The organism is Erythrobacter sp. BLCC-B19 (genome assembly GCF_028621955.1).
GTDB lineage: Bacteria > Pseudomonadota > Alphaproteobacteria > Sphingomonadales > Sphingomonadaceae > Erythrobacter.
The window spans coordinates 2,053,484-2,074,611 of sequence record NZ_CP117516.1 but is presented as its reverse complement, the minus strand read 5'-3'; the positions used below and the strand labels follow the sequence as shown (position 1 = coordinate 2,074,611).

Genomic DNA, 21,128 nt, shown 5'->3' with positions numbered 1-21,128 from the left:
ATCCTCGTGCGCCTAGGTATGGCGCACGAGGATAAGGGCCATTTGCATGAGCTTCACCGCTGACCGCCTGCTGCTGTTCGGAGCCACCGGCGACCTTGCCCAGCGGATGCTGCTGCCGAGCCTGTTCGCGCTTGATGCCGACGGGCTGCTTGCGCCCGATCTCAAGATCATCGGCACCGCCCGCAGCGCCATGTCGGACAGCGAATACCGCAATTTCGCCCGCGCCGCGCTGGAGAAATATCTCCCCGCCGAGCGCCGGGGCAGCATGGCGGGGTTCCTCAACCGCCTCGCCTACCAGACCCTCGATGCGACCACGCTGGAAGGCTATGCCGATCTCGCCAAGAAGGTCGGCACGCCCGAACGCGGCCTTGCGATTTTCCTCTCGACTGCGCCGAGCCTGTTCGAGCCGACCATCAAGGGGCTGCAATCGGCCGGGCTGACGGGCGAGACGGTGCGGATGTGCCTCGAAAAGCCGCTCGGCACCAACCTTGCCACCAGCCGCGAGATCAATGACGCGGTCTCCGCCGCCTTCCCGGAAAGCCGCATCTTCCGGATCGACCACTATCTCGGCAAGGAGACGGTGCAGAACCTGCTCGCGCTCCGCTTTGCCAACATCATGTTCGAGCCGCTGTGGAACGCCGCGCATATCGACCATGTGCAGATCACCGTCGCCGAAACCGTCGGGCTTGAGGGCCGCGTCGCCTTCTATGACGATGCCGGGGCGATCCGCGACATGGTGCAGAACCATATGCTCCAGCTGCTCGCCCTGGTGGCGATGGAGCCGCCTGCGCATTTCGATGCGACCGCGGTGCGCGACGAGAAGGTCAAGGTGCTGCGCGCGCTGAGGGGCGTGGAGGCGGGTGAGACCGTCACCGGCCAATACCGTGCAGGCGCGATTCTTGGCGCGGCGGTGCCGGGTTATGACGAGGAGCTCGGCAAGGAATCGGACACCGAGACCTTCGTTGCGATCAAGGCCCATGTCGATAACTGGCGCTGGAAGGGCGTGCCCTTCTACCTGCGCACCGGCAAGCGTCTGCCCAAGCGCGTGACCGAAATCGTGATCCAGTTCCGCTGCGTGCCGCACTCGATCTTCGCCGGAAAGGGCGCGACGATGCAGCCCAACCGGCTGGTGATCGGCATCCAGCCCGAAGAGAACATCACGCTTTCGCTGATGGCCAAGGTGCCGGGATTGGACCGCGAAGGCATCCGCCTGCGCTCCGTGCCGCTCAATATCGCCATGCCCGATGCCTTCACCGGCGCGGTGCGGCGGATCGCCTATGAACGCCTGCTGCTCGATCTGGTCGAGGGCGATCAGACGCTGTTCGTGCGCCGTGACGAGGTCGAGGCGCAGTGGGAATGGGTCGATGCCATCCGCGCAGGCTGGGAGACGGAAGGCCTGACCCCCAAGACCTATACCGCAGGCAGCTGGGGCCCGACGGCGGCCATCGCGCTGGCGGAACGCGACGGAGTAACGTGGCATGAGTAAGCCCCTTCACGACACCCTGCACAAGGTGACGCAGCGGGTGATCGAACGCTCGCGGCCGACCCGCAGCGCCTATCTCGACCTCATCAAGCGTGAGGGCGTCAACATGGGCGAGCGCAATGCCGTGTCCTGCTCGAACCTCGCCCATGCCTATGCCGGCGCGCTGGAGGATCAGGCCGCGCTGATGGCGGGCCGGGGCGCGAATATCGGCATTGTCACCAGCTACAATGATATGCTCTCGGCGCATCAGCCCTATGGCCGCTACCCCGATCGCCTCAAGATCTATGCGCGCGAGATCGGCGCGACCGCGCAGGTTGCAGGCGGCACCCCGGCGATGTGCGACGGGGTGACGCAGGGCGAGGTCGGCATGGAACTCTCGCTGTTCAGCCGCGACGTGATCGCGCTGTCGGCGGCGGTTGCCCTCAGCCACGCGATGTATGACGGCGCGCTGATGCTCGGCATCTGCGACAAGATCGTGCCGGGCCTGTTGATGGGGGCGCTGCGCTTCGGCCACCTGCCGATGATCTTCGTGCCCAGCGGGCCGATGCCGACCGGCATCCCCAACAAGGAAAAGCAGCGCGTCCGCCAACTCTACGCCGAAGGCAAGGCGACCCGCGCCGAGCTGCTGGCGAGCGAGATGGCAAGCTACCACTCGCCCGGCACCTGCACCTTCTTCGGCACGGCCAATTCCAACCAGATGATGATGGAGATGATGGGGCTGCACATTCCGGGCAGCGCTTTCATCCAGCCCGGCACGCAATTGCGTCAGGCGCTTGATCGCGAGGCGGTGCACCGGGTCGCGCAGATCGGGCGCAAGGGCGAGGATTATCGCCCGCTTGGCCTCGTCGTCGACGAAAAGGCGGTGATCAACGCCGCGGTCGGCCTGCTCGCGACCGGCGGCTCGACCAACCATGCGATCCACCTGCCCGCGATGGCGCGCGCGGCGGGCGTGATCTTCGACTGGGACGATCTTTCGGAGCTGTCGGGCGCCGTCCCACTGATCGCGCAGGTCTATCCCAATGGCTCGGGCGATGTGAACAACTTCCACAATGCGGGCGGGATGGGTTTCGTGATCGGCGAACTGCTGAGCGAAGGCCTAGCCCATCCCGACATCCTGACCGTCGGGCGCGGAGATTTCTCCGACTATGCCCGCGAACCTGGCCTCGATGGCGACAATCTTGTGTGGCGCGAGGTCGGGCCGAGCATGGACGACACCATGCTCCGCCCGGTCGCCAATCCGTTCAAGCCCGATGGCGGGATGCGCCTGCTCACCGGCAATCTCGGGCGCGCCTGCTTCAAGACCTCGGCGGTTGACCGCGAGCGCTGGACGATCGAGGCGCCGTGCCGCGTGTTCGAGGATCAGGCCGCTGTCAGCGCCGCCTTCAAGGCGGGCGAGCTTGACCGCGATGTCGTCGTGGTCGTGCGCTTCCAGGGCCCGCGCGCCAACGGGATGCCCGAACTCCACAAGCTCACCCCGCCGCTCGGCGTGTTGCAGGATCGCGGCTTCAAGGTCGCGCTGGTCACCGATGGGCGGATGTCGGGCGCGAGCGGCAAGGTGCCCGCCGCGATCCACTGCACGCCCGAAGCCTTGGGCGGCGGCCCGCTCGCCCGGCTGCGCGATGGCGACATCGTCAAGGTCTGCGCGGTGACCTGCGAACTCAACACCACCGCCGATCTTTCAGCCCGCGATCCCGCCCCCGATCCGCGCGAGGAATGGGGCACCGGCCGCGAGCTGTTCGGCATGATGCGCCGCTTCGCCGACGGGGCCGAACAGGGCGCCAGCGCGATGCTCGCCACCGGAGGAATGTGACAATGAACATCGACGCCATCATGCGCGTAGCCCCGGTGATCCCGGTAATCGTGATCGAGGACGAGGCTCACGCCGTGCCGCTCGCCGAAGCGCTGGTCGCAGGCGGCCTGCGCGTGCTCGAGGTCACCCTGCGCACCCCCGCCGCGCTCGGTGCGATCCGGGCGATGAAGCAGGTTGAAGGCGCGATTGTCGGTGCGGGCACCGTCACCAACCCTCGCGAGCTCGACGCAGCGCTCGAAGCCGGGAGCGAGTTCATCGTCTCGCCCGGCCTGACCGACAATCTTGGGCGTGCGGCGATCGCGGCAGGCGTGCCGTTCCTGCCCGGGATCGCCAATGCGGGCGACATCATGCGCGGGCTGGATCTGGGGCTTGAGCGGTTCAAGTTCTTCCCGGCGATGGCTGCGGGCGGCCTGCCTGCGCTGAAGGCGCTTGCCGCGCCTTTCGGCCAGTGCCGCTTCTGCCCCACGGGCGGGATCAGTCTGGAGAACGCGCCCGAGTGGCTCGCCTTCGACCCCGTGCTGTGCGTCGGCGGAAGCTGGGTCTCCCCCAAGGGCGCGCCCGACAAGGCGGTGGTGGAACGGCTGGCGCGCGAGGCCTTCGCGCTGCGCTGATACCATATACCGTTCGCCCTGAGCCTGTCGAAGCACGAACGAGGTTTGTTTTACTTTCTCAGCAGCCAGCCGAAAATCTCCGGCAGCCTTGCGGCCCAGGCGTTTTCCTCGTGCTCGGCGCCTTCGTAGACGCGGCTCTCCCAGTCGCGGCCCTTCTGCCAGCCGGCCGCCGCAAAGCGCGCGTCGACGACCTTCTGGTAAGGCGCGTAATATTGGTCGAGCGTTGCGGTGCCGTGATCGAGCCATACCCGCCGCCCATCTGGCGCGCCAAGCCTTGCGGCGAACCATGCGTCCCACAGCTGTCTGACGCCGCTGTCCTCGCCCTCCACCGCGCGCGGATCGACTGCGGGCCAGTGCGACGACACGCAGCCGGCCTTGCCGAACACCTCAGGGGCTTCGAGGAAGGCATAGCAGCTCATCAGCCCGCCCATGCTCGACCCCACAATCGCGGTATCATCGCGCCCGGTGCGGGTGCGGAAGCTGGCGTCGACCCATGATTTGAGCGGCCCAGTGATCCACGCCAGGTAGCGGTCGGACACCACCGCGCCGCCCGCCGCCGCATCCATCTGCGCGCGCACTGCCACAGGGGCCGTGTCATAGGCGCTGCGGGGGAGATACTGGCGATAGCGGTCCGGCCCGGGCGCCCAGATGCCGATGATGATATGCGGCTCCACCGCACCGCTCGCCATGGCTGCGAGCATCGCCTTGTCGGCCGCCCAGACCTTGTTGAAGTTGGATTTGGCCGGATCGAACAGATTGTGCCCGTCGTGCATATAGAGCACCGGATAGCGCTCGGTTGCCGCATCATAGCCCGGTGGCAGCCAGATCGTCAGGCGCTGATCGGGCAGGCCGGCAGCCGCGATCCGCTCATATTCGATCGTCCGGCCATGATCCTCGGCGCTTAGCGGCATGGCAAGTCCCACCAGCACCAGCAGCGCGGCAACCCATCGAAACATACGGCTCCACCTCTCATCTCGAACCGGTTTCTAGCGCGCCGCGGGGCAGCGGCTCAAGCCCTTGTGCGCGGCTTGATCCGCGCCAGCCAGCCCGCTAGGCTGATCGCCCAACGCCGCTGGACGGCACCCCGCGCGAACAAGGTCTGGCAACGGATAGGCGATGACCGAGGACAGGCAGCCGCGCCCCGTGGTGCGCAACATTTCCGATCTGGCGCGGCTGGCCGGGGTGTCGACCGGCACTGTCAGCCGCGCGCTGGCGGGCAAGAGCCTCGTCAACGCCAAGACCCGCGAACGGATCGAGGCGCTCGCGCGCGAACACGGCTTCCGCCCCAACCAGATGGCGAGCGGCCTCAGGCGACAGAAAACCGGGGTGATCGGCGTGGTCATCCCGCTGGGCCATGACAGCCGCCAGCAGGTGTCCGACGGCTTCTTCATGACCCTGCTCGGCCATCTCGCCGATGAACTCACGCGCGAGGGCTATGACCTGATGCTGCGCCGCGTGGTGCCCGAAACTGACGCGGACTGGCTCGACCGGTTCATCGGTTCGGGCATGATCGACGGCGTCATCGTGATCGGCCAGTCCGACCAGTACGACCGGATCGAAGACGTCGCTGAGGGCTATCTGCCGATGGTGGTGTGGGGCAACCACACCGAAGGGCAGCGGCACTGCGTGGTTGGCACGGACAATCGGCTGGGCGGACGGCTGGCGGCCGAACGGCTGGCGGCAGCGGGCGCGCGGCGGCTGGTGTTCCTGGGCGACACCGGCGCGATCGAATTCGCCGCGCGTTTCGCCGGGGCGCAGGATGTTGCCGCAAGGCTGGGTCTGCCGCCGATCATCGCGCTGCCGACGCACCTTTCTCCCGACCGCGCGAGTGCGGAAATCGCCGGCCATATCGCCCAGCACGCCGGGCAGATCGACGGGATCTTCGCTGCCACCGATACCCTTGCAGCGCTGTGCCTCACTGAGCTGCGCCGTCAGGGCATCGCTGCGCCCGGCACGATCAAGCTGGTCGGGTTCGACGACCTCCCGATTGCCCGGCAGACCGTGCCGCCGCTCACCACCGTGCGGCAGGACATTGCCGCCGGCGCGCGCGGGCTGGTCGAATTGCTGCTGCGACGGCTTGCTGGCGAGACGACCGAGAGCCTCGTCCTCCCGCCCGAACTCGTGATCCGCGAAACCGCCTGAGAGGCCGCCCGCCGATGAACATGGCCGATCTCCTCCAGCGCTATTTCGGTACCCGCGATCTCGCTGCGGTTGCGCCTGCCGCGCTGCCCGCGGGGGTCGAGCGGATGCGGGTCGATTTCGGCATGACCGCCGATCCGGGCCAGCGTTTTGCCCTGTGGAGCCTGCTCCTGGTGCTGGGCGAAGCGCCCGATCTCGATGTCGCTTTCCCCGACGAGGAAAGCCGCGAGGCGGCGCGCAATCTGATGGATATGCTGGCCGCGGCCACGGATCAGCCTGAATAGGTCTGCCGCGCGCGACGAAAGCGCAAGCCAAACCGGGCAATTGTGTGTATGGGCCGCGCGATTGACGCGCTGCGTCGCCCTTTTGCTCGCCCGCTGCGGCTTGCACATTCCTTCCTGAAAGTTCCTCCCCATGTCTTTTCCCGCCCTTCCCGCCGGCCTTGCCGCGGCCCTGACCACTCGCGGCTATGAAACGCTCACCCCGGTGCAGGCCGCCGTGCTGGAGCCGGAGGCGGCGGGGCGCGATCTGGTGGTCTCGGCGCAGACCGGGTCGGGCAAGACGGTCGCCTTCGGCCTTGCCTTTGCCGATCAGGTGCTGGGCGAGGACGGCCATGTCCGCCGCGCCCAGGCGCCGCTCGCTCTGGTAATCGCGCCCACGCGCGAGCTGGCCTTGCAGGTCGCGCGCGAGCTTGACTGGCTCTACAAATCGGCAGGCGCGCGCATTGCCACCTGTGTCGGGGGCATGAACCCGCAGGTCGAACGCCGCGCCTTGCAGGCCGGCGCAACCATCGTGGTCGGCACCCCGGGCCGGTTGCGCGATCATCTGGAGCGCGGCGCGCTTGACCTGTCGGCGCTGTCGGCCGTGGTGCTGGATGAAGCCGACGAAATGCTCGACATGGGTTTCCGCGAGGAGCTCGAAGAAATCCTCGACGCCACGCCCGAGGATCGCCGCGTGCTGATGTTCTCGGCCACCATGCCGCGCCCGATCGAAGCCCTCGCCCGCCGTTACCAGCGCGATGCGCTGCGGATCGAGACCCGCTCCGAAGAACGCGGGCATGGCGATATTGCCTATCAGGCGATCACCGTCTCCCCGTCGGAAATCGAGAACGCCGTGGTCAACCTGCTGCGCTTCCACGAGGCGGAGACCGCGATCCTGTTCTGCGCCACGCGCGACAATGTGCGACACCTGCACGCAACCTTGCAGGAGCGCGGTTTCGGCGTCGTCGCGCTGTCGGGCGAGCATTCGCAGCAGGAGCGCAATCAGGCCTTGCAAGCCCTGCGTGATCGCCGCGCCCGCGTCTGCGTCGCCACCGACGTCGCCGCGCGCGGGATCGACCTGCCTTCATTGAGCCTCGTCATCCACGTCGAAATCCCGCGTGATGCCGAAACGCTCCAGCACCGCTCGGGCCGAACGGGCCGCGCGGGCAAGAAGGGCATCGCCGCCCTGATCGTCCCCTTCCCACGCCGCAAGCGGGTGGAAGCCATGCTGCGCCATGCGCGGATCAATGCCGAATGGATCGCCGCGCCCAGCCGCGAGGATATTGTCGCGGCAGACCGCGTGCGCCTGCTCGACAAGCTGATGCAGCCGGTCGAGGTCACCGATGCCGACCGTGAGCTGGCCGACACCCTGCTCGAAAGCCGCAGCCCGCAGGAGATCGCGGCGATGCTGGTGCAGGCCCACCGCGCCTCCATGCCCGAGCCGGAAGAACTGCTCGCCCAAAGCCACGAGGCCCAGCGTGAGGCAAACAAGGCGCGCCACCGCGAGGGGTTCGAGGATACGGTGTGGTTCCGCATGGATATCGGCCGCCGCCAGAACGCCGATCCGCGCTGGGTGATGCCGCTGATCTGCCGCCGCGGGCACATCACCCGCAACGAGATCGGCGCGATCCGCATCGCCCATGCCGAGACCTATTTCCAGATTCCCCGCGCGATTGCCGGCAAGTTCGCCGAAGCGGTTGCCGCCACCGCAGGGAGCGAGGAGAACGGCGGCTATATCGCCATCGAACATTCGGCCGAACCGCCGCGCATGGCTGCGCGCGAGAATGCCCGGCGCGGCAAGGCCAATGCCGGCCCCGCGCCGCAACGGCACTTCAAGGGGAAGAGCGATGCCGCCCCCGCAGCCAACGCTGGTGCGGGGTATGCCAAGCCGCGGCACTTCACCAAGGGGCCGGGAAAGCCGCAGGGCAAACCGTTTGGGAAGCCGCAGGGCAAGCCGAATGGCAAGCCCAAGGGACGCGGCTGAGGCTAGCCTACCAGCGGATCAGGGACGGCACCACCGCGCGGCCCAGCCCCGCCATCGCGAACACCGGGGCGCTGTGCCACAGTCCAATATGGACGATGTCATTGTCCGGGCAATGCAGGGCAAAGGCGAAGGTGCCGAAAGCTCCGGCTGCGATCCCGGCCACGAGGCCTGCGCGATCCGGTGCCGTCGGCGCGCCGCGGCGCAGCCATGCCACCAGCGCGGCAAAGACGAGCAGCGAGGCTGCCCCACCGACGATAAAGCACTGCATCCCGTGATCGGCGGGCGTTATCAGCTCCGCGCCCTCGCCCCGGCTGAGGCCCACGATCAGCGCCGCGAGCGGCAGCAGCGCCGCCATCCCCGCCGCCCAGCGCCAGCCTGAGTGATCGCTGCCCACCAGCGGACGGCTCATCACGATCACCGTCACGCTCGCGGCAAGGCCAAGGCCGAGGAACAGTCCGGTCGAGACAATATGCATCGGATCGAACTGGCCCGCAGCAAGGTCAGCGCGCAGGCCGAACATAGCGATCACCATGACGGCCGAAACGGTGGCGGCCGCCAGCGCCAGCGCCATGCCGGTGCCGAAGCGCAGGGGCTGCACCGGCTCCAGCCCTTCGACCAGCTGCGCGATCAGGGCATCGGAATTGCGCTCCATTGTCATTCTTTCTCGATCATGGCGGCGAGTTTCTTGAGGCCGCGGTGGATGTTCACTTTGACGAGGCTTTCGCTCTGCCCGGTGGCAGCAGCGGCCTCGGCGATGCTCAGACCCTCGATCTTGACGAGGGCAATGGCGCGTTCCTGCGCCGGGGGAAGCAGCCCCAACAGCCGGTCAATGCTGATGCGCGCGGCAACGGCGGGCTCATCGTCGGTGCCGATCAGTTCCTCGTGGAGTTCCTGCACATCGGCGCGGTAGAGGCGGCGCAGGTGATCGACCCAGCGATAGCGCGCAATCGCCGCGAGCCACGGCAGGAACGGCCGCGAGGCATCCCACGAGGCGCGTTTGGAGTGCAGCGCGATCAGCGTTTCCTGCACCAGATCGTCAAGCTGCGCGGGCGCGATGCGGCGGCTGTAATAGGCGCGCAGCCAGCGCTGGCAGGCCTCCAGCAGCGCCCCATAGGCCTGCCGGTCGCCCTGCTGCGATAGCGCCATCAACCGCGCAAGGGTAGGCTCGTCCGCTCTCATGCGGCCCGGTTCGCCCCGGTGCGCCGGGGGGTTACAGCGCACACAGAAAACCCCGCGCTCGGGCTGGCCAAGCGCGGGGTTGTGCGTGTCATGCGCGGTGCGCCTCAGCTGAGGGCGACGTGGCGCTTCAGGTGGTGGTCGACATTGCCGAATTCGCTGTCGAAGATCGTCAACCGCTTGAAATAGTGGCCGATGGCATATTCATCGGTCACGCCGTTGCCGCCGTGGATCTGGATCGCTTCCTGCCCGATCAGCCGCGCCGACTGGCCGACGCCGACCTTGGCCGCGCTGACCGCCAGCTTGCGGGTGCGCTCGTCGCTGCCGAGGCGCAGGGTCGCAAGGTAGGTCAGCGAAACGGCGGTTTCATAGGCCGTGTACATATCGACCATGCGGTGCTGGAGCACCTGGAATGATCCGATGGGCACGCCGAACTGCTTGCGCTGGCGGCTGTATTCCACGGTCATCGCGTGGGCGACCTTCATCGCCCCGCAGGCCTCGGCGCACAGCGCGGCGATGGCTTCGTCGGTGACGAGTTCGATAAGCGCCAGCCCCTCGCCCTCCGCGCCGATCAGCGCGTCGGCGCCGACGGCCACGTTCTCGAAATAGACTTCCGAGGCGCGGCGGCCATCGACCGTCACATAATCGCGCGTGGTGACGCCGGGGGTGTCCTTGGCGAGCACGAAGACCGAAACGCCGCTCCGATCACGCCGCTCGCCGCCGGTGCGCGCGGTGACGACGAGGTGGCTCGCCCAGGGCGCGCCGATCACGACCGCCTTGTGGCCGTTCAGCACGTAGCCCGCGCCGTCCTTCTTGGCGGTGGTTTCGAGGTCGGCATAGTCATAGCGGCCCTTGGGCTCGGCATAGGCGAAGGCGAACACCGCCGCCCCCGAGACGATCGCGCCGATATGCTCTTCCTTCTGCGCCGCGGTGCCCCCGTGCTTGAGGAAGCCGCCGGCGCAGACCACGGTGGGAAGGAAGGGCTCGATCACCAGACCCTTGCCGAATTCCTCCATAATGACCATCGCATCGACCGCGCCGCCGCCAAAGCCGCCATCGGCCTCGGAGAAGGGCATCCCGAGAATGCCCAGCTCTGCCAGCTGCGCCCACACCTCGGGCCGCCAACCAGCCCCGCTGGCAATCGCCTTGCGGCGCTCCTCGAAGCCGTATTGCTCACGCACCAGCCGCGAGAGGCCGTCGCGCACCATGCCCTGTTCTTCGGTGAAGTTGAAATCCACGTCTGTCTCTCCCGTCTCGTGTCTTACAGACCGAGGATCATCTTGGTGATGATGTTGCGCTGGATCTCGTTCGATCCGCCATAGATGCTGGTCTTGCGCATGTTGAAATAGGTCGCCGCAGCGTGCTGGGCATAGTCGGGGCCGACCGGGTGTTCGTTCGAATTGTCGTTCGACACCCCGCCCATGTAAGGCGCGGAGTAGGTGCCGACCGCCTCGAGGGTCAGTTCCGTGAGGCGCTGCTGGATCTCGGTGCCCTTGATCTTGAGGATCGAGCTTTCCGGCCCCGGCCCCTTGCCCGCCTGCTCGCCCGCGAGCGTGCGCAGTTCGGTGATTTCGAGCGCGGCGAGGTCGATTTCGAGCTGGCTCACCTTCTTGGCGAAGTCGAAATCCTTGATCAGCGGCGCGCCGTCGAGCGTCTCGTGCGCGGCAATTTCACGAAGCTTTTCAATGCCACGCTTGCTGCGCGCCACGCCGGCAATGCCGCTGCGTTCGTGGGCGAGCAGGAACTTGGCGTAGGTCCAGCCCTTGTTCTCCACGCCCACCAGATTCTCGACCGGCACGCGCACGTCGGTGAGCCAGGTCTCGTTGACCTCGTAGCCGCCGTCGAGCAGCTTGATCGGCTTCACTTCCACACCCGGCGTCTTCATGTCGACGAGGATGAAGCTGATGCCTTCCTGCTGCTTGGCCGTCGGGTCAGTGCGGCACAGGAAAAAGCCCCAGTCGGCGTGCTGGGCAAGCGTCGTCCAGGTCTTCTGGCCGTTGATCACATAGTGGTCGCCATCACGCACCGCGGTGGTCTTGAGGCTCGCAAGGTCAGAGCCCGCGCCGGGCTCCGAATAGCCTTGGCACCACCACACTTCACCGCTGCGGATGCCGGGGAGGTGCTTGGCCTTCTGCTCTTCGCTGCCGAAGGTGTAGATCACCGGGCCGACCATCGACACGCCGAAAGGCAGCGGCATGAAGGTGTTGGCGCGGGCGTTTTCTTCCGACCAGATGTAGCGCTGGGTCGCCGTCCAGCCGGTGCCGCCATACTCGACGGGCCATGCCGGAACCGACCAGCCCTTGCGGCCGAGGATCTTGTGCCAGGCGACCATTTCTTCGCGGGTCATGTCTTCGCGCATCCCGAAATCGCCCAGCTCCTTGGGGTGATTTTCGGCGATGAAGGCGCGCACTTCCTCGCGGAAGGCCTGTTCTTCGGGGGTGAATTCGAGGTTCATTGGGTCTCTCTCCAGACTGCCGTTTCTGCCTTTGCGATACGCTTTGTCACGGCGCGGGGATGCGGAAAAGAGGGTTTTGACGAGGCGTGCCGCAAGCCCGCCGCGCCCTAGCGTCATGTTTCACGTGAAACACGGCAAGACCCGCCGAAAACGCGTCAAAGCGCGACAGCAGAGGCGCAAGGGGCGAGGAATCGCGCCTGCGACTCCGCGCCCCTGACGCGCCGTTCTACATCTCCAACGGGCCGTGCTGGATGTGGGGCAGCACATGGCGCGCGAAGAGATCGGCTTCCTGCATGTGCGGATAGCCCGAGAGGATGAACGCCTCGATCCCTTCGGCCTGATAGGCGCGCAGCTTGGCGAGCACCTGGTCGGGGGTGCCGACGATCGCCGCCCCGCAGCCTGACCGCGCCCGGCCGATGCCGGTCCACAGGTTCTCCTCGACGAAGCCGTCGCCATCCGCTGCGCCGCGCAGTTCCTGCTGGCGCTGGACGCCGTAATTCTTGGCATCGAGGCTCTTTTCGCGGATCGCCCGGCCTGCCTCGTCGTCGAGCTTGGAGAGCAGGCGGTCGGCATAGTGGCGCGCCTCGTCCTCGGTCTCGCGCACGATCACGTGGACGCGGTAGCCGAACTTGAGGGTGCGGCCATATTTCGCCGCGCGATCCTTGAGGTCGGCGATGTTCTCGCGCACCTTGTCCATCGTGTCGGGCCACATCAGGTAGACATCCGCCGCCTCGGCCGCACATTCGCGCGCTTCGTGGCTGAGGCCGCCGAAGTAGAACGGCGGGCACTTGCCCGACAGGGTCGTGATGCGCGGCGGATCGAGCTTGAGGTTGTAGAACTCGCCTTGAAAATCGAGGTGCTCGCCGTTCAGCAGCGTCTTGACGATCTTCATGATCTCGGTGCCGCGGCGGTAGCGCGGGCCGCTCTCGATCTTCTCGCCCGGCATATCGGACGAGATGATGTTGACGTTGAGCCTGCCCCCGGTGCCTGCCGCGTTCGGCCCGAGAATGCGGTCAAGCGTGGCGATCCGGCGCGCGAGCTGCGGCGGCCAGTCCTCGCCCATGCGGGTCGCCCAGAGCAGCTTGATGCGCTTGACCTGCGTGGCGACGGCAGCCGCGAAGATCGTGGTGTCCACCCCCAGCTGATAGCCCGAGGGCAGCAGGATATTGTCGAACCCGCCCTCTTCCGCGCGCAGCACGAGGTTGCGGCAATGCTCCCAGCTTGACTGGAGGTATTTGTCGGGCACGCCGAGGAACTCGTAATCGTCGTCGCACAGCGCGGAAAACCACGCGATTTCGCATTGTTGCTGGTCAGTCATGGCTTCGTTCCCATCCCAGTTTACGTTCGCCCTGAGCTTGTCGAAGGGCCGTCTTGTCTTGTGGCCCCCGCATAATCCCAAGAAGGACAGGGCTTCGACAAGCTCAGCCCGAACGGGGGTTGGCGGTTATGGCAGCGGCACGCCCCGCGCGGCGACCAGCACGGCGTACCATTCGGTGCGCGTCCAGCGCACGGTGAGCGCCTGCGCCCCTTCGGCGATGCGGGCCGCGTTCTGCGAGCCGATGATCGGCACGATCCCCGCCGGATGCGCCATCAGCCAGCTATAGGCCGCGACCGTGCGCGACACGCCCTGCGCCTCGGCCACCGCATCGAGCGCGGCGGCCACGGCTTTATCCCGCGCGGTTTCCGGCGCGGCGAGACGCCCGCCGCCGAGCGGCGACCATGCCAGCGGGGTGAGGCCCATCATCATCGCCTGATCCAATTCGCCATTCTCGAAGCAGTCGATCCGCAAGGGGCTGATCTCGGGCTGGGTCGCCACCAGCTTGTTGCCGAGGAAGTGCTGGAGCGCGGCGATCTGGGGCTGCGTGAAATTCGACACCCCCAGCGCCTTCACCTTGCCGCTTGCCACCGCATCGTCGAGCACGCGGGCCACCTCCTGCGGGTGGGCGAGGATATCGGGGCGGTGGATCTGCCACAGGTCAACACTGTCCACCTGAAGGCGGCTGAGCGAAGCGTCGATAGCCTTGCGCAGATAGTCAGCGCTCTGGTCGTAAGGCAGCGGGGGCAGGATGCCGCCCTTGGTCGCCAGCACCATGCGGCCCCGCAGCGAAGGGTCAGCCGCCAGCACCTCGCCCAGCAGCACCTCGGCATCGCCGAAGCCCCCGGTGCCGTCGAAGCCATAGATGTCGGCGGTGTCGAGGAAGGTGATCCCCGCATCCAGCGCCGCGTGCACCAGCTTGGCCGCATCGGCGGCGGTGCGGCCATCTTCGGCCAGCCGCCACATCCCCCAGGCGATGGGAGAGACCTCGATAGCGCTCGTACCAAGACGGCGCGTTGCAGGCGGCAGGGGCAGTTCACTCATTGTCAGTTCCTCTTGGGTGGAGCGACCGAGGCGCGCTCGACAAGGTCGTGGGGCAGGCGTTTGTGGGTGATGTCCCCGCCTGCGATCAGGATTTGGGTGGCGGTGCGGGCAAGTTCCGCCATCGGCTGGCGAATGGTGGTGAGCGGCGGCCAGACCGTGCGCGCCAGCGTGGTATCGTCGAAGCCGGCCACCGAAAGATCGGCGGGGACATTGATCCCCCGGTCATGCGCCACGGCCAGCACGCCTGCGGCCATGTCGTCGTTCGAGGCGAAGATCGCGGTCGGGCGCGCGGACTGATCCAGCAGCGCCTTGGCGCCCCGCACCCCGCTGTCGAAATCGAACTCGCCGTCGACCACGAGATTGGGCTCGAACGGGATGCCGACCCGGTCAAGCGCGCGGCGGTATCCGAACAGGCGATCGTCCGAGGCCATGTGGTTGGTGTGGCCCTTGATGAACCCGATGCGGCGGTGGCCTGCATTGATGAGATGCGTGGTCATGTCGTCGGCGGCCTGCGCGTCGTCCATGAACACGGATGATGTGAGCGCATGGTTGGTGCCCGGCGAGATGCGCACGAAGGGCACATCCATCGTCTCCAGCGCGCGCAGCACCGGATCGCAATCGGTAACGGGGGAGGACAGGATGATGCCGTCCACATGCGTCTCGCTCACCAGCCCGCGCACCTGCTCGCCGACGCGCGGATCGGCGACGTCGACCGGCTGGGCCAGCAGGCGGATGCCGCTTTCATGGCACACGTCCCAGCAGCCCTTCTGGATCTGGAACATGTAATAGGGGCTGTGATTGTCGTAGATCAGCGCCACTTGCCCCGACTTCGCGCCCGACAGGATGCGCGCCGCAACCGAGGGACGGTAGTCGAGATCGGCCATCGCCTGCTCGACCCGCGCCTTGAGCTCGGCGCTGACATAGGGGTGGCCGTTGAGCACGCGGCTGACGGTCTTGACCGCAACGCCCGCGCGGGCGGCGACATCACGGATATTGGCGCGGCTCATTGGGCGAGGCTCCCGAACAGCGAGGCAAAGGCGCTGTCAGGGCGATAGAACACCGGCGGCGCGCCGATGGGCGCTGGCACATCATGCCAGCCGGGCGCGTAGTCCTGCCCGCTCCACAGGTGCCGCCATTGCCCCTCGGGCAGATAGACGCGGCGCTCTGCCGCCCCTGCTTCGATCACCGGTGCCACCATCATGTCGTCCCCATAAAGGTACTGATCCTGAATGGTGAAGGTTTCGGCGTCGTCAGGGAAGTGCAGGAACAGCGCGCGCTGTGCCGGAAGGCCGGTGGCCTGCGCCGCAGCGACCAGATGCCGCGCATAGGGCGCGAGCGCTGCGTGAACGCGGCTCCAGCGGACAAAGCCCTCGATCAGCTCTGCGGTCGAATCGATCTGGAGGTTGTCGTCCGGGCGGTTGCCTTCGTGAGTGCGGAATACCGGGCCGAACGCGCCGAGTTCGTACCAGCGCAGCATCAGTTCGGGTGTGCGGACATTGCCGAACAGGCTGGTGTAGCCGCCGATGTCGGAATGGCTGAAGGCATTGCCCACCAGCCCCGATGACAGCGCAGCGGTGATCACCGTGCCGATCCCGTCATGGCGCGAGAAGTCGACCGACTGGTCGCCCGCCCACAGCAGGGGGCAATGGGCCTGCACCCCGGTGTGCCCGGCGCGCATGAACCACAGCACATCCCCCGTCCGCCCCCTTGAAGCGACAGCGCGGGCGTTGACCTCGGCCCAGCGCACCGGCCAGCGGTTGTGCTCCTGCATCGGGTCGCCATCGTGGAGCCTGAGGTCGGTGGGCAGGTATTCGCCAAAGTCCGCCATCCAGCCATCGAGGCCGAAATCGAGCATCCGCTTGCCGATCACTTCCTCGGCGAACCATTCGGCGGCTTCGGGGTTGGTGAAGTCGACGACGCCTGCGTAAAACTCGCCAAAGTCGACCGCATAGGGCGCGTCGCTGTCGATCTGCCGCGCGAAGTAGCCCTTGGCCGCAGCTTCGGGGTAAAGCGGGCCGTCGACCGCGAGGTACGGGTTCACATAGCCCAGAAAGCGGATGCCGCGGGCCTTGAGGGCGGCGATGCGCGCGGGCAGATCGGGGTAGCGCTCGGCGTTCCACTGCCAGTCCCAGAACAGGCGGCGGCCGAAGCTGGTCTCGCGGATGCCGACCCAGTCCTCGCACCACAGACCCGAGACAGCCGCGCCAGCTTCGATCAGCGCTTCGAGCCGGTCGAAGCTGGCTTCGCCCTGTTTCAGTCCGACAATCGCACCGCCCAGCGCCCATTCGGGCAAGGGCTGGCGCTGGCCGAACCGTGCCCCGAGCTGGCAGGTGAGTTCGGCGGGGGTGCCTTCGAACAGGTCGATGACGACCTCGCCCGACCACACGTGGATTCGCAACCGCCCCGCCTCACGCGCGTCGAGTTCGGCATATTCGGCATTGGCGAGGCTCAGCGCCCAGCCTGCCGAACACAGCACGGTGGGTTCGGGATAGTTGGTCGTCCAGTAATCCCCGCCCGCAAAGCTGCCATCGGCACTCGCCTGATCGGTGAGGTGCGTGCCGGGTTCGCGGCCGACTCCCGGCTCGCTGGTCCAGATCGGGAAGTTGCGGCCATTGAGGGCAAGGTAGCTCATCTGCTCGCCCCCGCCCCACAGCACATCGCCCTCGCCCAGCGCGAAATCGAGCGTGACGCGGTTCTGCGCGCCCGCTGCTGCGACGGTGAGCCGCGCGCCATGCAACTGCACCGTCGCCGAAGCCGTGCCATCGTCGCTCGAAAGCCGCACCGCGCCGTCTTCGCGCACTTCGCAGGCTGACAGTGGCCTTGCTGCCACAGGGCGGTCGGAGAGGCGGAAATTGCCGCGCACCATCACCACCTGCGGATCGCCACAAGCTACGGAAATAGAGGGACAATCAGGCCTGTGGCGCAGGAGGGCGCGGCCTGCCAGATGCAGGTCAAATCCCCCCTCGCATGGCGTCAGTTGCACCATTCCCGTCCCGTATCCTTGCCCCGGACTGTCCCTCTGTCCGGTCTGACACCGCTTGACAGATCGTGACAGAAAGCGCAACCCGAACGGCGAAAGATCGACCGCACGGGCGATGATCTGGTTCCGCGCCCGAATGACCCGATCACGTTGCAGGGGAGAGAAACTTCATGTCCGCCACCACCCGTTTTGCGCTCAAGGCTCTCGGCCTCAGCGCCAGCACCTTCGCCCTTCTCGCCACCGCCCCGGCGATGGCGCAGGTCGAAGAAATCATCGTAACCGCCCAGAAGGTCGAGGAAAACGTCCAGGACGTGCCGATCGCGATTGCCGCGGTTTCGGGTGACCGGCTGATCCAGGCGGGCGTCACCAGCCTTGAGAACATCAGCTCGGTCGTCCCCTCGGTGACCTTCCGCAAGGGCACCACCAGCGCCAACAGCGCGATCGTGATGCGCGGCGTGGGCACGATCAGTTTCTCGGTCGCGGCAGAGCCTTCTGTGTCCACCGTTGTCGACGGCGTGGTGCTGTCGCGTTCGGGCCAGGCCTTCATGGACCTCGTCGACCTCCAGCGGCTCGAAGTCCTGCGCGGCCCGCAGGGCACGCTGTTCGGCCGCAACGCCTCGGCGGGCCTTGTCAACATCGTCTCCAAGGGCGGCACCGACACCTTCGAAGCCGAAGTCAACGCCGACTGGTTCGAAGGTGAGGAATACCGGATGCGCGCGGCCATTTCCGGCCCGCTCGGTGAAAACCTCAGCGCCCGCGTGACCGGGTTCTATGGCAGCTTCGATGGCAACATCACCAACATCTTCGGTGGCCGCAACGAGGACATCAACGGCTACAAGCGCTATGGCGTGCGCGGCATCATGGATTACGACGACGGCGGCAACACCGTCCGCCTGATCGCCGATTACTACAAGGCCGATGATGATTGCTGCGTCGACGTGACCGGCGCGAGCCGCGGCGCGGTGCAGGATGCGCTGCTGGCGCTGCCCGGCGGCGTGGCGCAGGGCGAGAACCAGCGCTTCGTCAACAACGACCTTGTCACCCGCACCGAAGACCAGCAGTGGAGCCTGACCGGGACCGGCGATTTCGACATCACCGACACCCACACGCTCAGCGTCGTGCTCGGCTATCGCAACTGGGAAAACACCGAAATCCGCGAAGGCGACTTCCTGCCGCGCGCGATTGTCGGCGCGGGCCAGCTGCATGACAACGGCACGGTCAAGACCGAGCAGGTTTCGGCCGAAATCCGCCTCGCCTCGGACCAGACCAATCCCTTCTACTATCAGGTCGGCGCGTTCGCGTGGCAGTCGGACAACACGCAGGATTTCACCCGCAGCGGGATCACCTGCACCACCTCCACGCTGGCTGCGCTGCCGGGCGGAGCGATCCCCTGCAACGTCAATGACCGCGTCAACACGCTGTTCCCCAGCGCCACCTCGCGCAGCGATGTGCGTTCGCAGAACTACGCGCTGTTCGGTCAGGCGACCTACGAGATCACCGAGCAGCTCTCGCTGACCGGCGGCCTGCGCTACACCTGGGACAAGCTGCGCTTCAGCCACACCCGCGCGCCGGCGGTGAACCTTGCCACCGGGCTCCCGGCGGCTGGCCCGGGCACCAACCTCAACCCTGCCGGCGGCCTCATCGCCAATGGCGGCAACGGCACCAACACCAGCCGCGGATCGACCGACAATGGCAACCTTTCGGGCCGCGCCGCGATCCAGTTCAAGCCGAGCGACGACGTCATGCTCTACGGCTCGTACACCCGCGGTTACAAGGGCCCGGCCTTCAACGTGTTCTTCAACCACACCGCCCCCAACAACGCGGTGCCGATCGACGAGGAGCTGTCCGACAGCTTCGAAATCGGGGTGAAGTCGCAATTCCTTGACAACCGCGTGCAGCTGAACGTGGCCGCCTTCACCGTCACCTATGACGGGTTCCAGGCGAACAACTTCATCGTGGTGAACGGCGCGACGATCTCGAACCTGACCAATGCGGGCAAGGTGAAGAGCGAGGGCTTCGAGGCCGACCTCGTGGTCAACCCGGCTGACGGCCTCAACCTGCGTGCCAGCGCGGCCTATGCCGATGCGCGGGTGACCGAGTTCAACCCCAACCCGACCACGGGCGCACCCGACGCACGCAACGGCACCGTGCTGCCGCTCGCGCCGAAGTTCACCTACACCGTTGGCGGGGACTACACCAAGGAGCTGGGCGGGGTGACGCTGTACCTCAACACCGATTACCGCCACACCAGCACGCAGTATTCCGACCTTGGGCAGGCGGCCTCGACCCGGATCGACCCCTACGGCATCTGGAACGCCTCGGTCGGCTTCTCGGACCCGGACGACAAGTACCGCGTGACCTTCCACGCCCGCAACATCACCGACGAAAGCTACGTGCTGCTCAACATCGAAGGCGGCCGCCGCTTGCAGATCCCGCGCGATGCGGACCGCTATTTCGGCGTCAGCTTGCGCGTGCGCACGTTCTGATCCCGCGTGACGGTGTGAACGAAACAGGGGGCCGTCGGAGCGATCCGGCGGCCTCTTTTGTCTCGCGCGTGCCTTGCCCTGCCCTGCCCTGTGCCCGATAGGAGGCCGTGATGGCCCAGTTCAACTCGCCCCTTGGCACCCGCCTGCGCTGGTCGCTGTTCACGGTGCTGTGCATCGCGGGGGTGTTCAACGCGATGGATCGCCCGATCATCGCCATCCTCAAGCCCGACATGATGGCCGATTTCGGCTGGAGTGACAGTGACTTCGGCGATCTGGCCGCGGTTACGCAGTTCTCTGCCGCCTTCGCTTTCCTGTTCACCGGCTGGCTGGTTGACCGGCTGGGGGTGAACCGTTCGATGCAGGTCGGCGCTTCTGCGTGGAGCCTTGCGGCGGTGGCGCATGGCTGGGCGCTGACGACCTGGCAGGTGGTGGCCGCCCGCGTCGGGCTGGGGGTGACCGAGGCGGTGCAGACCCCGCTGACGATCAAGACCGTCGCCGCGCTGTTCCCGCCCGACAAGCGCTCTTTCGCCTTCGGTTTTGCGACCTTGCTGGCGGGTGCGGGGACGATTGCGATGCCCTTCGTGATCCCGGCGCTGGCGCTTTCGGTGGGCTGGCGCGGAGCCTTGGTGGCGGGCGGGATCGGCGGGTTTGCCTCGCTCATCGCGTGGATGTGGCTCGCACGGGGCGTGCATCAACTGCGCAATGACCCGGCAACACCTGCGCAAAACGCGGCACAGGCCGACGCCGACCGCTATGGCGCGATCCTGGCGAGCCGCTCCACCTGGGCCATCGTCGTCGCCAAGGCGCTGTCGGACATGACCTGGTGGTTCATCAATTTCTGGCTCGCCGATTACTACCGCAAGGTCTTCGGCCTATCGACGCTCGAACTGGCGGTGCCGCTGGCGATTGCCTTTGCCGGATCGGGATTGGGCGCGCTGCTGGCGGGCTGGGCCTCGACCCGGCTGCTGGAGGCCGGCTGGAGCCCCAACCGCGTGCGCAAGAGCGTGATGCTGGCATCCGCCCTGATCGTCGCGCCGCTGCCGCTGGTGCTCAGCCTCCATTCGTTCTGGCCGGTGGCGGTAATGATCGGGGTGGTGATGGCGGGCCATCAGGGCTTCTCGCTCTCGCTGTTCTCCACCATCACCGATGTCGTCCCGCAGGCCAAGGTCGGGCGGGTGACGGCGTTTGGCGCCTTCATGGGCAATATGGGCGGGGTGGCGATCAGCCTGATCACCGGGCGGGTGCTCGATGCCGGGTTCGGCTTCGTCCCGCTGTTCGTCTTCGCCGCCGCGTCCTATCTGATCGCGCTGGCGTGGTTCCACATGCTCCTGCCCGAAATCCGCCGCCCCGAGGACGAGGTCGACCTGTTCGAATAGGCGCGCTGC

General features: G+C 66.9%; 17 protein-coding genes. 8 read left to right on the top strand and 9 right to left on the bottom strand.

The genetic code is table 11. The features are described from left to right. Positions 1–46 precede the first annotated feature (46 nt). From zwf to eda, 3 genes are read left to right on the top strand one after another with little or no spacing between them, the layout of a single operon-like run. Positions 47–1,486, top strand: coding sequence for a glucose-6-phosphate dehydrogenase (zwf, locus tag PS060_RS09685; RefSeq protein ID WP_273982761.1), 1,440 nt, complete (start codon positions 47–49; stop codon positions 1,484–1,486). Beyond that, positions 1,479–3,293 (top strand): phosphogluconate dehydratase, encoded by a 1,815-nt coding sequence (edd, locus tag PS060_RS09680; RefSeq protein ID WP_273982760.1) that lies wholly within the window; start codon positions 1,479–1,481, stop codon positions 3,291–3,293. Before zwf ends, edd begins: the two co-directional genes overlap by 8 nt. 2 nt (positions 3,294–3,295) lie before the next feature. Beyond that, complete coding sequence (gene eda / locus PS060_RS09675; RefSeq protein ID WP_273982758.1) at positions 3,296–3,904, top strand: bifunctional 4-hydroxy-2-oxoglutarate aldolase/2-dehydro-3-deoxy-phosphogluconate aldolase; 609 nt, start codon at positions 3,296–3,298, stop codon at positions 3,902–3,904. A 50-nt stretch (positions 3,905–3,954) separates the two neighbouring features. Here eda and PS060_RS09670 read toward each other — a convergent pair whose 3' ends face one another. Next, a complete protein-coding gene (locus PS060_RS09670; RefSeq protein WP_273982756.1) occupies positions 3,955–4,860 on the bottom strand; it encodes an alpha/beta hydrolase in 906 nt (301 codons plus the stop codon). Positions 4,861–5,020: 160 nt separating this feature from the next. On the opposite strand from PS060_RS09670, the gene PS060_RS09665 reads away from it, so the two are divergent. The 3 genes from PS060_RS09665 to PS060_RS09655 all read left to right on the top strand — a co-directional run bounded on the left by PS060_RS09665 (position 5,021) and on the right by PS060_RS09655 (position 8,287). Then, positions 5,021–6,046, top strand: coding sequence for a LacI family DNA-binding transcriptional regulator (locus tag PS060_RS09665; protein ID WP_273982755.1), 1,026 nt, complete (start codon positions 5,021–5,023; stop codon positions 6,044–6,046). A gap of 14 nt (positions 6,047–6,060) precedes the next feature. Next, positions 6,061–6,327: a hypothetical protein gene (locus PS060_RS09660; RefSeq protein WP_273982754.1), complete on the top strand. Its 267-nt coding sequence runs from the start codon at positions 6,061–6,063 to the stop codon at positions 6,325–6,327. A gap of 130 nt (positions 6,328–6,457) precedes the next feature. Continuing rightward, a complete protein-coding gene (locus tag PS060_RS09655; RefSeq protein WP_273982753.1) occupies positions 6,458–8,287 on the top strand; it encodes a DEAD/DEAH box helicase in 1,830 nt (609 codons plus the stop codon). A gap of 7 nt (positions 8,288–8,294) precedes the next feature. On the opposite strand, the gene PS060_RS09650 is transcribed toward PS060_RS09655, so the two are convergent. The 8 genes from PS060_RS09650 to PS060_RS09615 form a co-directional block, all read right to left on the bottom strand. Beyond that, complete coding sequence (locus tag PS060_RS09650) at positions 8,295–8,939, bottom strand: DUF1109 domain-containing protein (RefSeq protein ID WP_273982752.1); 645 nt, start codon at positions 8,937–8,939, stop codon at positions 8,295–8,297. Positions 8,940–8,941: 2 nt separating this feature from the next. Then, positions 8,942–9,466 (bottom strand): sigma-70 family RNA polymerase sigma factor, encoded by a 525-nt coding sequence (locus PS060_RS09645; RefSeq protein WP_273982750.1) that lies wholly within the window; start codon positions 9,464–9,466, stop codon positions 8,942–8,944. A gap of 104 nt (positions 9,467–9,570) precedes the next feature. Then, complete coding sequence (locus PS060_RS09640; RefSeq protein WP_273982748.1) at positions 9,571–10,701, bottom strand: acyl-CoA dehydrogenase family protein; 1,131 nt, start codon at positions 10,699–10,701, stop codon at positions 9,571–9,573. Between the two features lie 23 nt (positions 10,702–10,724). Beyond that, positions 10,725–11,918: an acyl-CoA dehydrogenase family protein gene (locus PS060_RS09635; RefSeq protein WP_273982746.1), complete on the bottom strand. Its 1,194-nt coding sequence runs from the start codon at positions 11,916–11,918 to the stop codon at positions 10,725–10,727. A 226-nt stretch (positions 11,919–12,144) separates the two neighbouring features. After that, a complete protein-coding gene (locus PS060_RS09630; protein WP_273982744.1) occupies positions 12,145–13,236 on the bottom strand; it encodes an LLM class flavin-dependent oxidoreductase in 1,092 nt (363 codons plus the stop codon). A gap of 126 nt (positions 13,237–13,362) precedes the next feature. After that, on the bottom strand, positions 13,363–14,277 hold the full coding sequence (locus PS060_RS09625) for an aldo/keto reductase (protein ID WP_273982742.1): 915 nt from the start codon (positions 14,275–14,277) through the stop codon (positions 13,363–13,365). Positions 14,278–14,279: 2 nt separating this feature from the next. Then, complete coding sequence (locus PS060_RS09620) at positions 14,280–15,284, bottom strand: LacI family DNA-binding transcriptional regulator (protein ID WP_273982741.1); 1,005 nt, start codon at positions 15,282–15,284, stop codon at positions 14,280–14,282. After that, positions 15,281–17,263 carry an alpha-glucosidase gene (locus tag PS060_RS09615; RefSeq protein WP_273982740.1) on the bottom strand — a complete coding sequence of 661 codons (1,983 nt, stop codon included), beginning with the start codon at positions 17,261–17,263 and terminating at the stop codon, positions 15,281–15,283. The genes PS060_RS09620 and PS060_RS09615 overlap by 4 nt, the downstream gene beginning before the upstream one ends. Before the next feature lie 164 nt (positions 17,264–17,427). Here PS060_RS09615 and PS060_RS09610 point away from each other — a divergent pair, with 164 nt between their 5' ends. Both PS060_RS09610 and PS060_RS09605 read left to right on the top strand, forming a co-directional pair. Next, positions 17,428–19,743, top strand: a complete 2,316-nt coding sequence (locus PS060_RS09610; protein WP_273982739.1) for a TonB-dependent receptor — start codon at positions 17,428–17,430, stop codon at positions 19,741–19,743. Between the two features lie 110 nt (positions 19,744–19,853). Next, the gene (locus tag PS060_RS09605) at positions 19,854–21,119 is read left to right on the top strand and encodes an MFS transporter (protein WP_273982738.1); all 1,266 of its coding nucleotides are present in this window, start codon (positions 19,854–19,856) and stop codon (positions 21,117–21,119) included. The last annotated feature ends 9 nt before the right edge of the window (positions 21,120–21,128 follow it).

Excerpts from the sequence above, each read along its gene's own strand:
- zwf (WP_273982761.1), top strand. The coding sequence starts at position 47 with ATGAGCTTCACCGCTGACCGCCTGCTGCTGTTCGGAGCCACCGGCGAC.
- PS060_RS09625 (WP_273982742.1), bottom strand. The coding sequence starts at position 14,277 with ATGAGTGAACTGCCCCTGCCGCCTGCAACGCGCCGTCTTGGTACGAGC.
- eda (WP_273982758.1), top strand. The coding sequence starts at position 3,296 with ATGAACATCGACGCCATCATGCGCGTAGCCCCGGTGATCCCGGTAATC.
- PS060_RS09660 (WP_273982754.1), top strand. The coding sequence starts at position 6,061 with ATGAACATGGCCGATCTCCTCCAGCGCTATTTCGGTACCCGCGATCTC.
- PS060_RS09610 (WP_273982739.1), top strand. The coding sequence starts at position 17,428 with ATGTCCGCCACCACCCGTTTTGCGCTCAAGGCTCTCGGCCTCAGCGCC.
- PS060_RS09605 (WP_273982738.1), top strand. The coding sequence starts at position 19,854 with ATGGCCCAGTTCAACTCGCCCCTTGGCACCCGCCTGCGCTGGTCGCTG.
- PS060_RS09650 (WP_273982752.1), bottom strand. The coding sequence starts at position 8,939 with ATGGAGCGCAATTCCGATGCCCTGATCGCGCAGCTGGTCGAAGGGCTG.
- PS060_RS09620 (WP_273982741.1), bottom strand. The coding sequence starts at position 15,284 with ATGAGCCGCGCCAATATCCGTGATGTCGCCGCCCGCGCGGGCGTTGCG.
- edd (WP_273982760.1), top strand. The coding sequence starts at position 1,479 with ATGAGTAAGCCCCTTCACGACACCCTGCACAAGGTGACGCAGCGGGTG.
- PS060_RS09665 (WP_273982755.1), top strand. The coding sequence starts at position 5,021 with ATGACCGAGGACAGGCAGCCGCGCCCCGTGGTGCGCAACATTTCCGAT.
- PS060_RS09670 (WP_273982756.1), bottom strand. The coding sequence starts at position 4,860 with ATGTTTCGATGGGTTGCCGCGCTGCTGGTGCTGGTGGGACTTGCCATG.
- PS060_RS09635 (WP_273982746.1), bottom strand. The coding sequence starts at position 11,918 with ATGAACCTCGAATTCACCCCCGAAGAACAGGCCTTCCGCGAGGAAGTG.
- PS060_RS09630 (WP_273982744.1), bottom strand. The coding sequence starts at position 13,236 with ATGACTGACCAGCAACAATGCGAAATCGCGTGGTTTTCCGCGCTGTGC.
- PS060_RS09655 (WP_273982753.1), top strand. The coding sequence starts at position 6,458 with ATGTCTTTTCCCGCCCTTCCCGCCGGCCTTGCCGCGGCCCTGACCACT.
- PS060_RS09645 (WP_273982750.1), bottom strand. The coding sequence starts at position 9,466 with ATGAGAGCGGACGAGCCTACCCTTGCGCGGTTGATGGCGCTATCGCAG.
- PS060_RS09615 (WP_273982740.1), bottom strand. The coding sequence starts at position 17,263 with ATGGTGCAACTGACGCCATGCGAGGGGGGATTTGACCTGCATCTGGCA.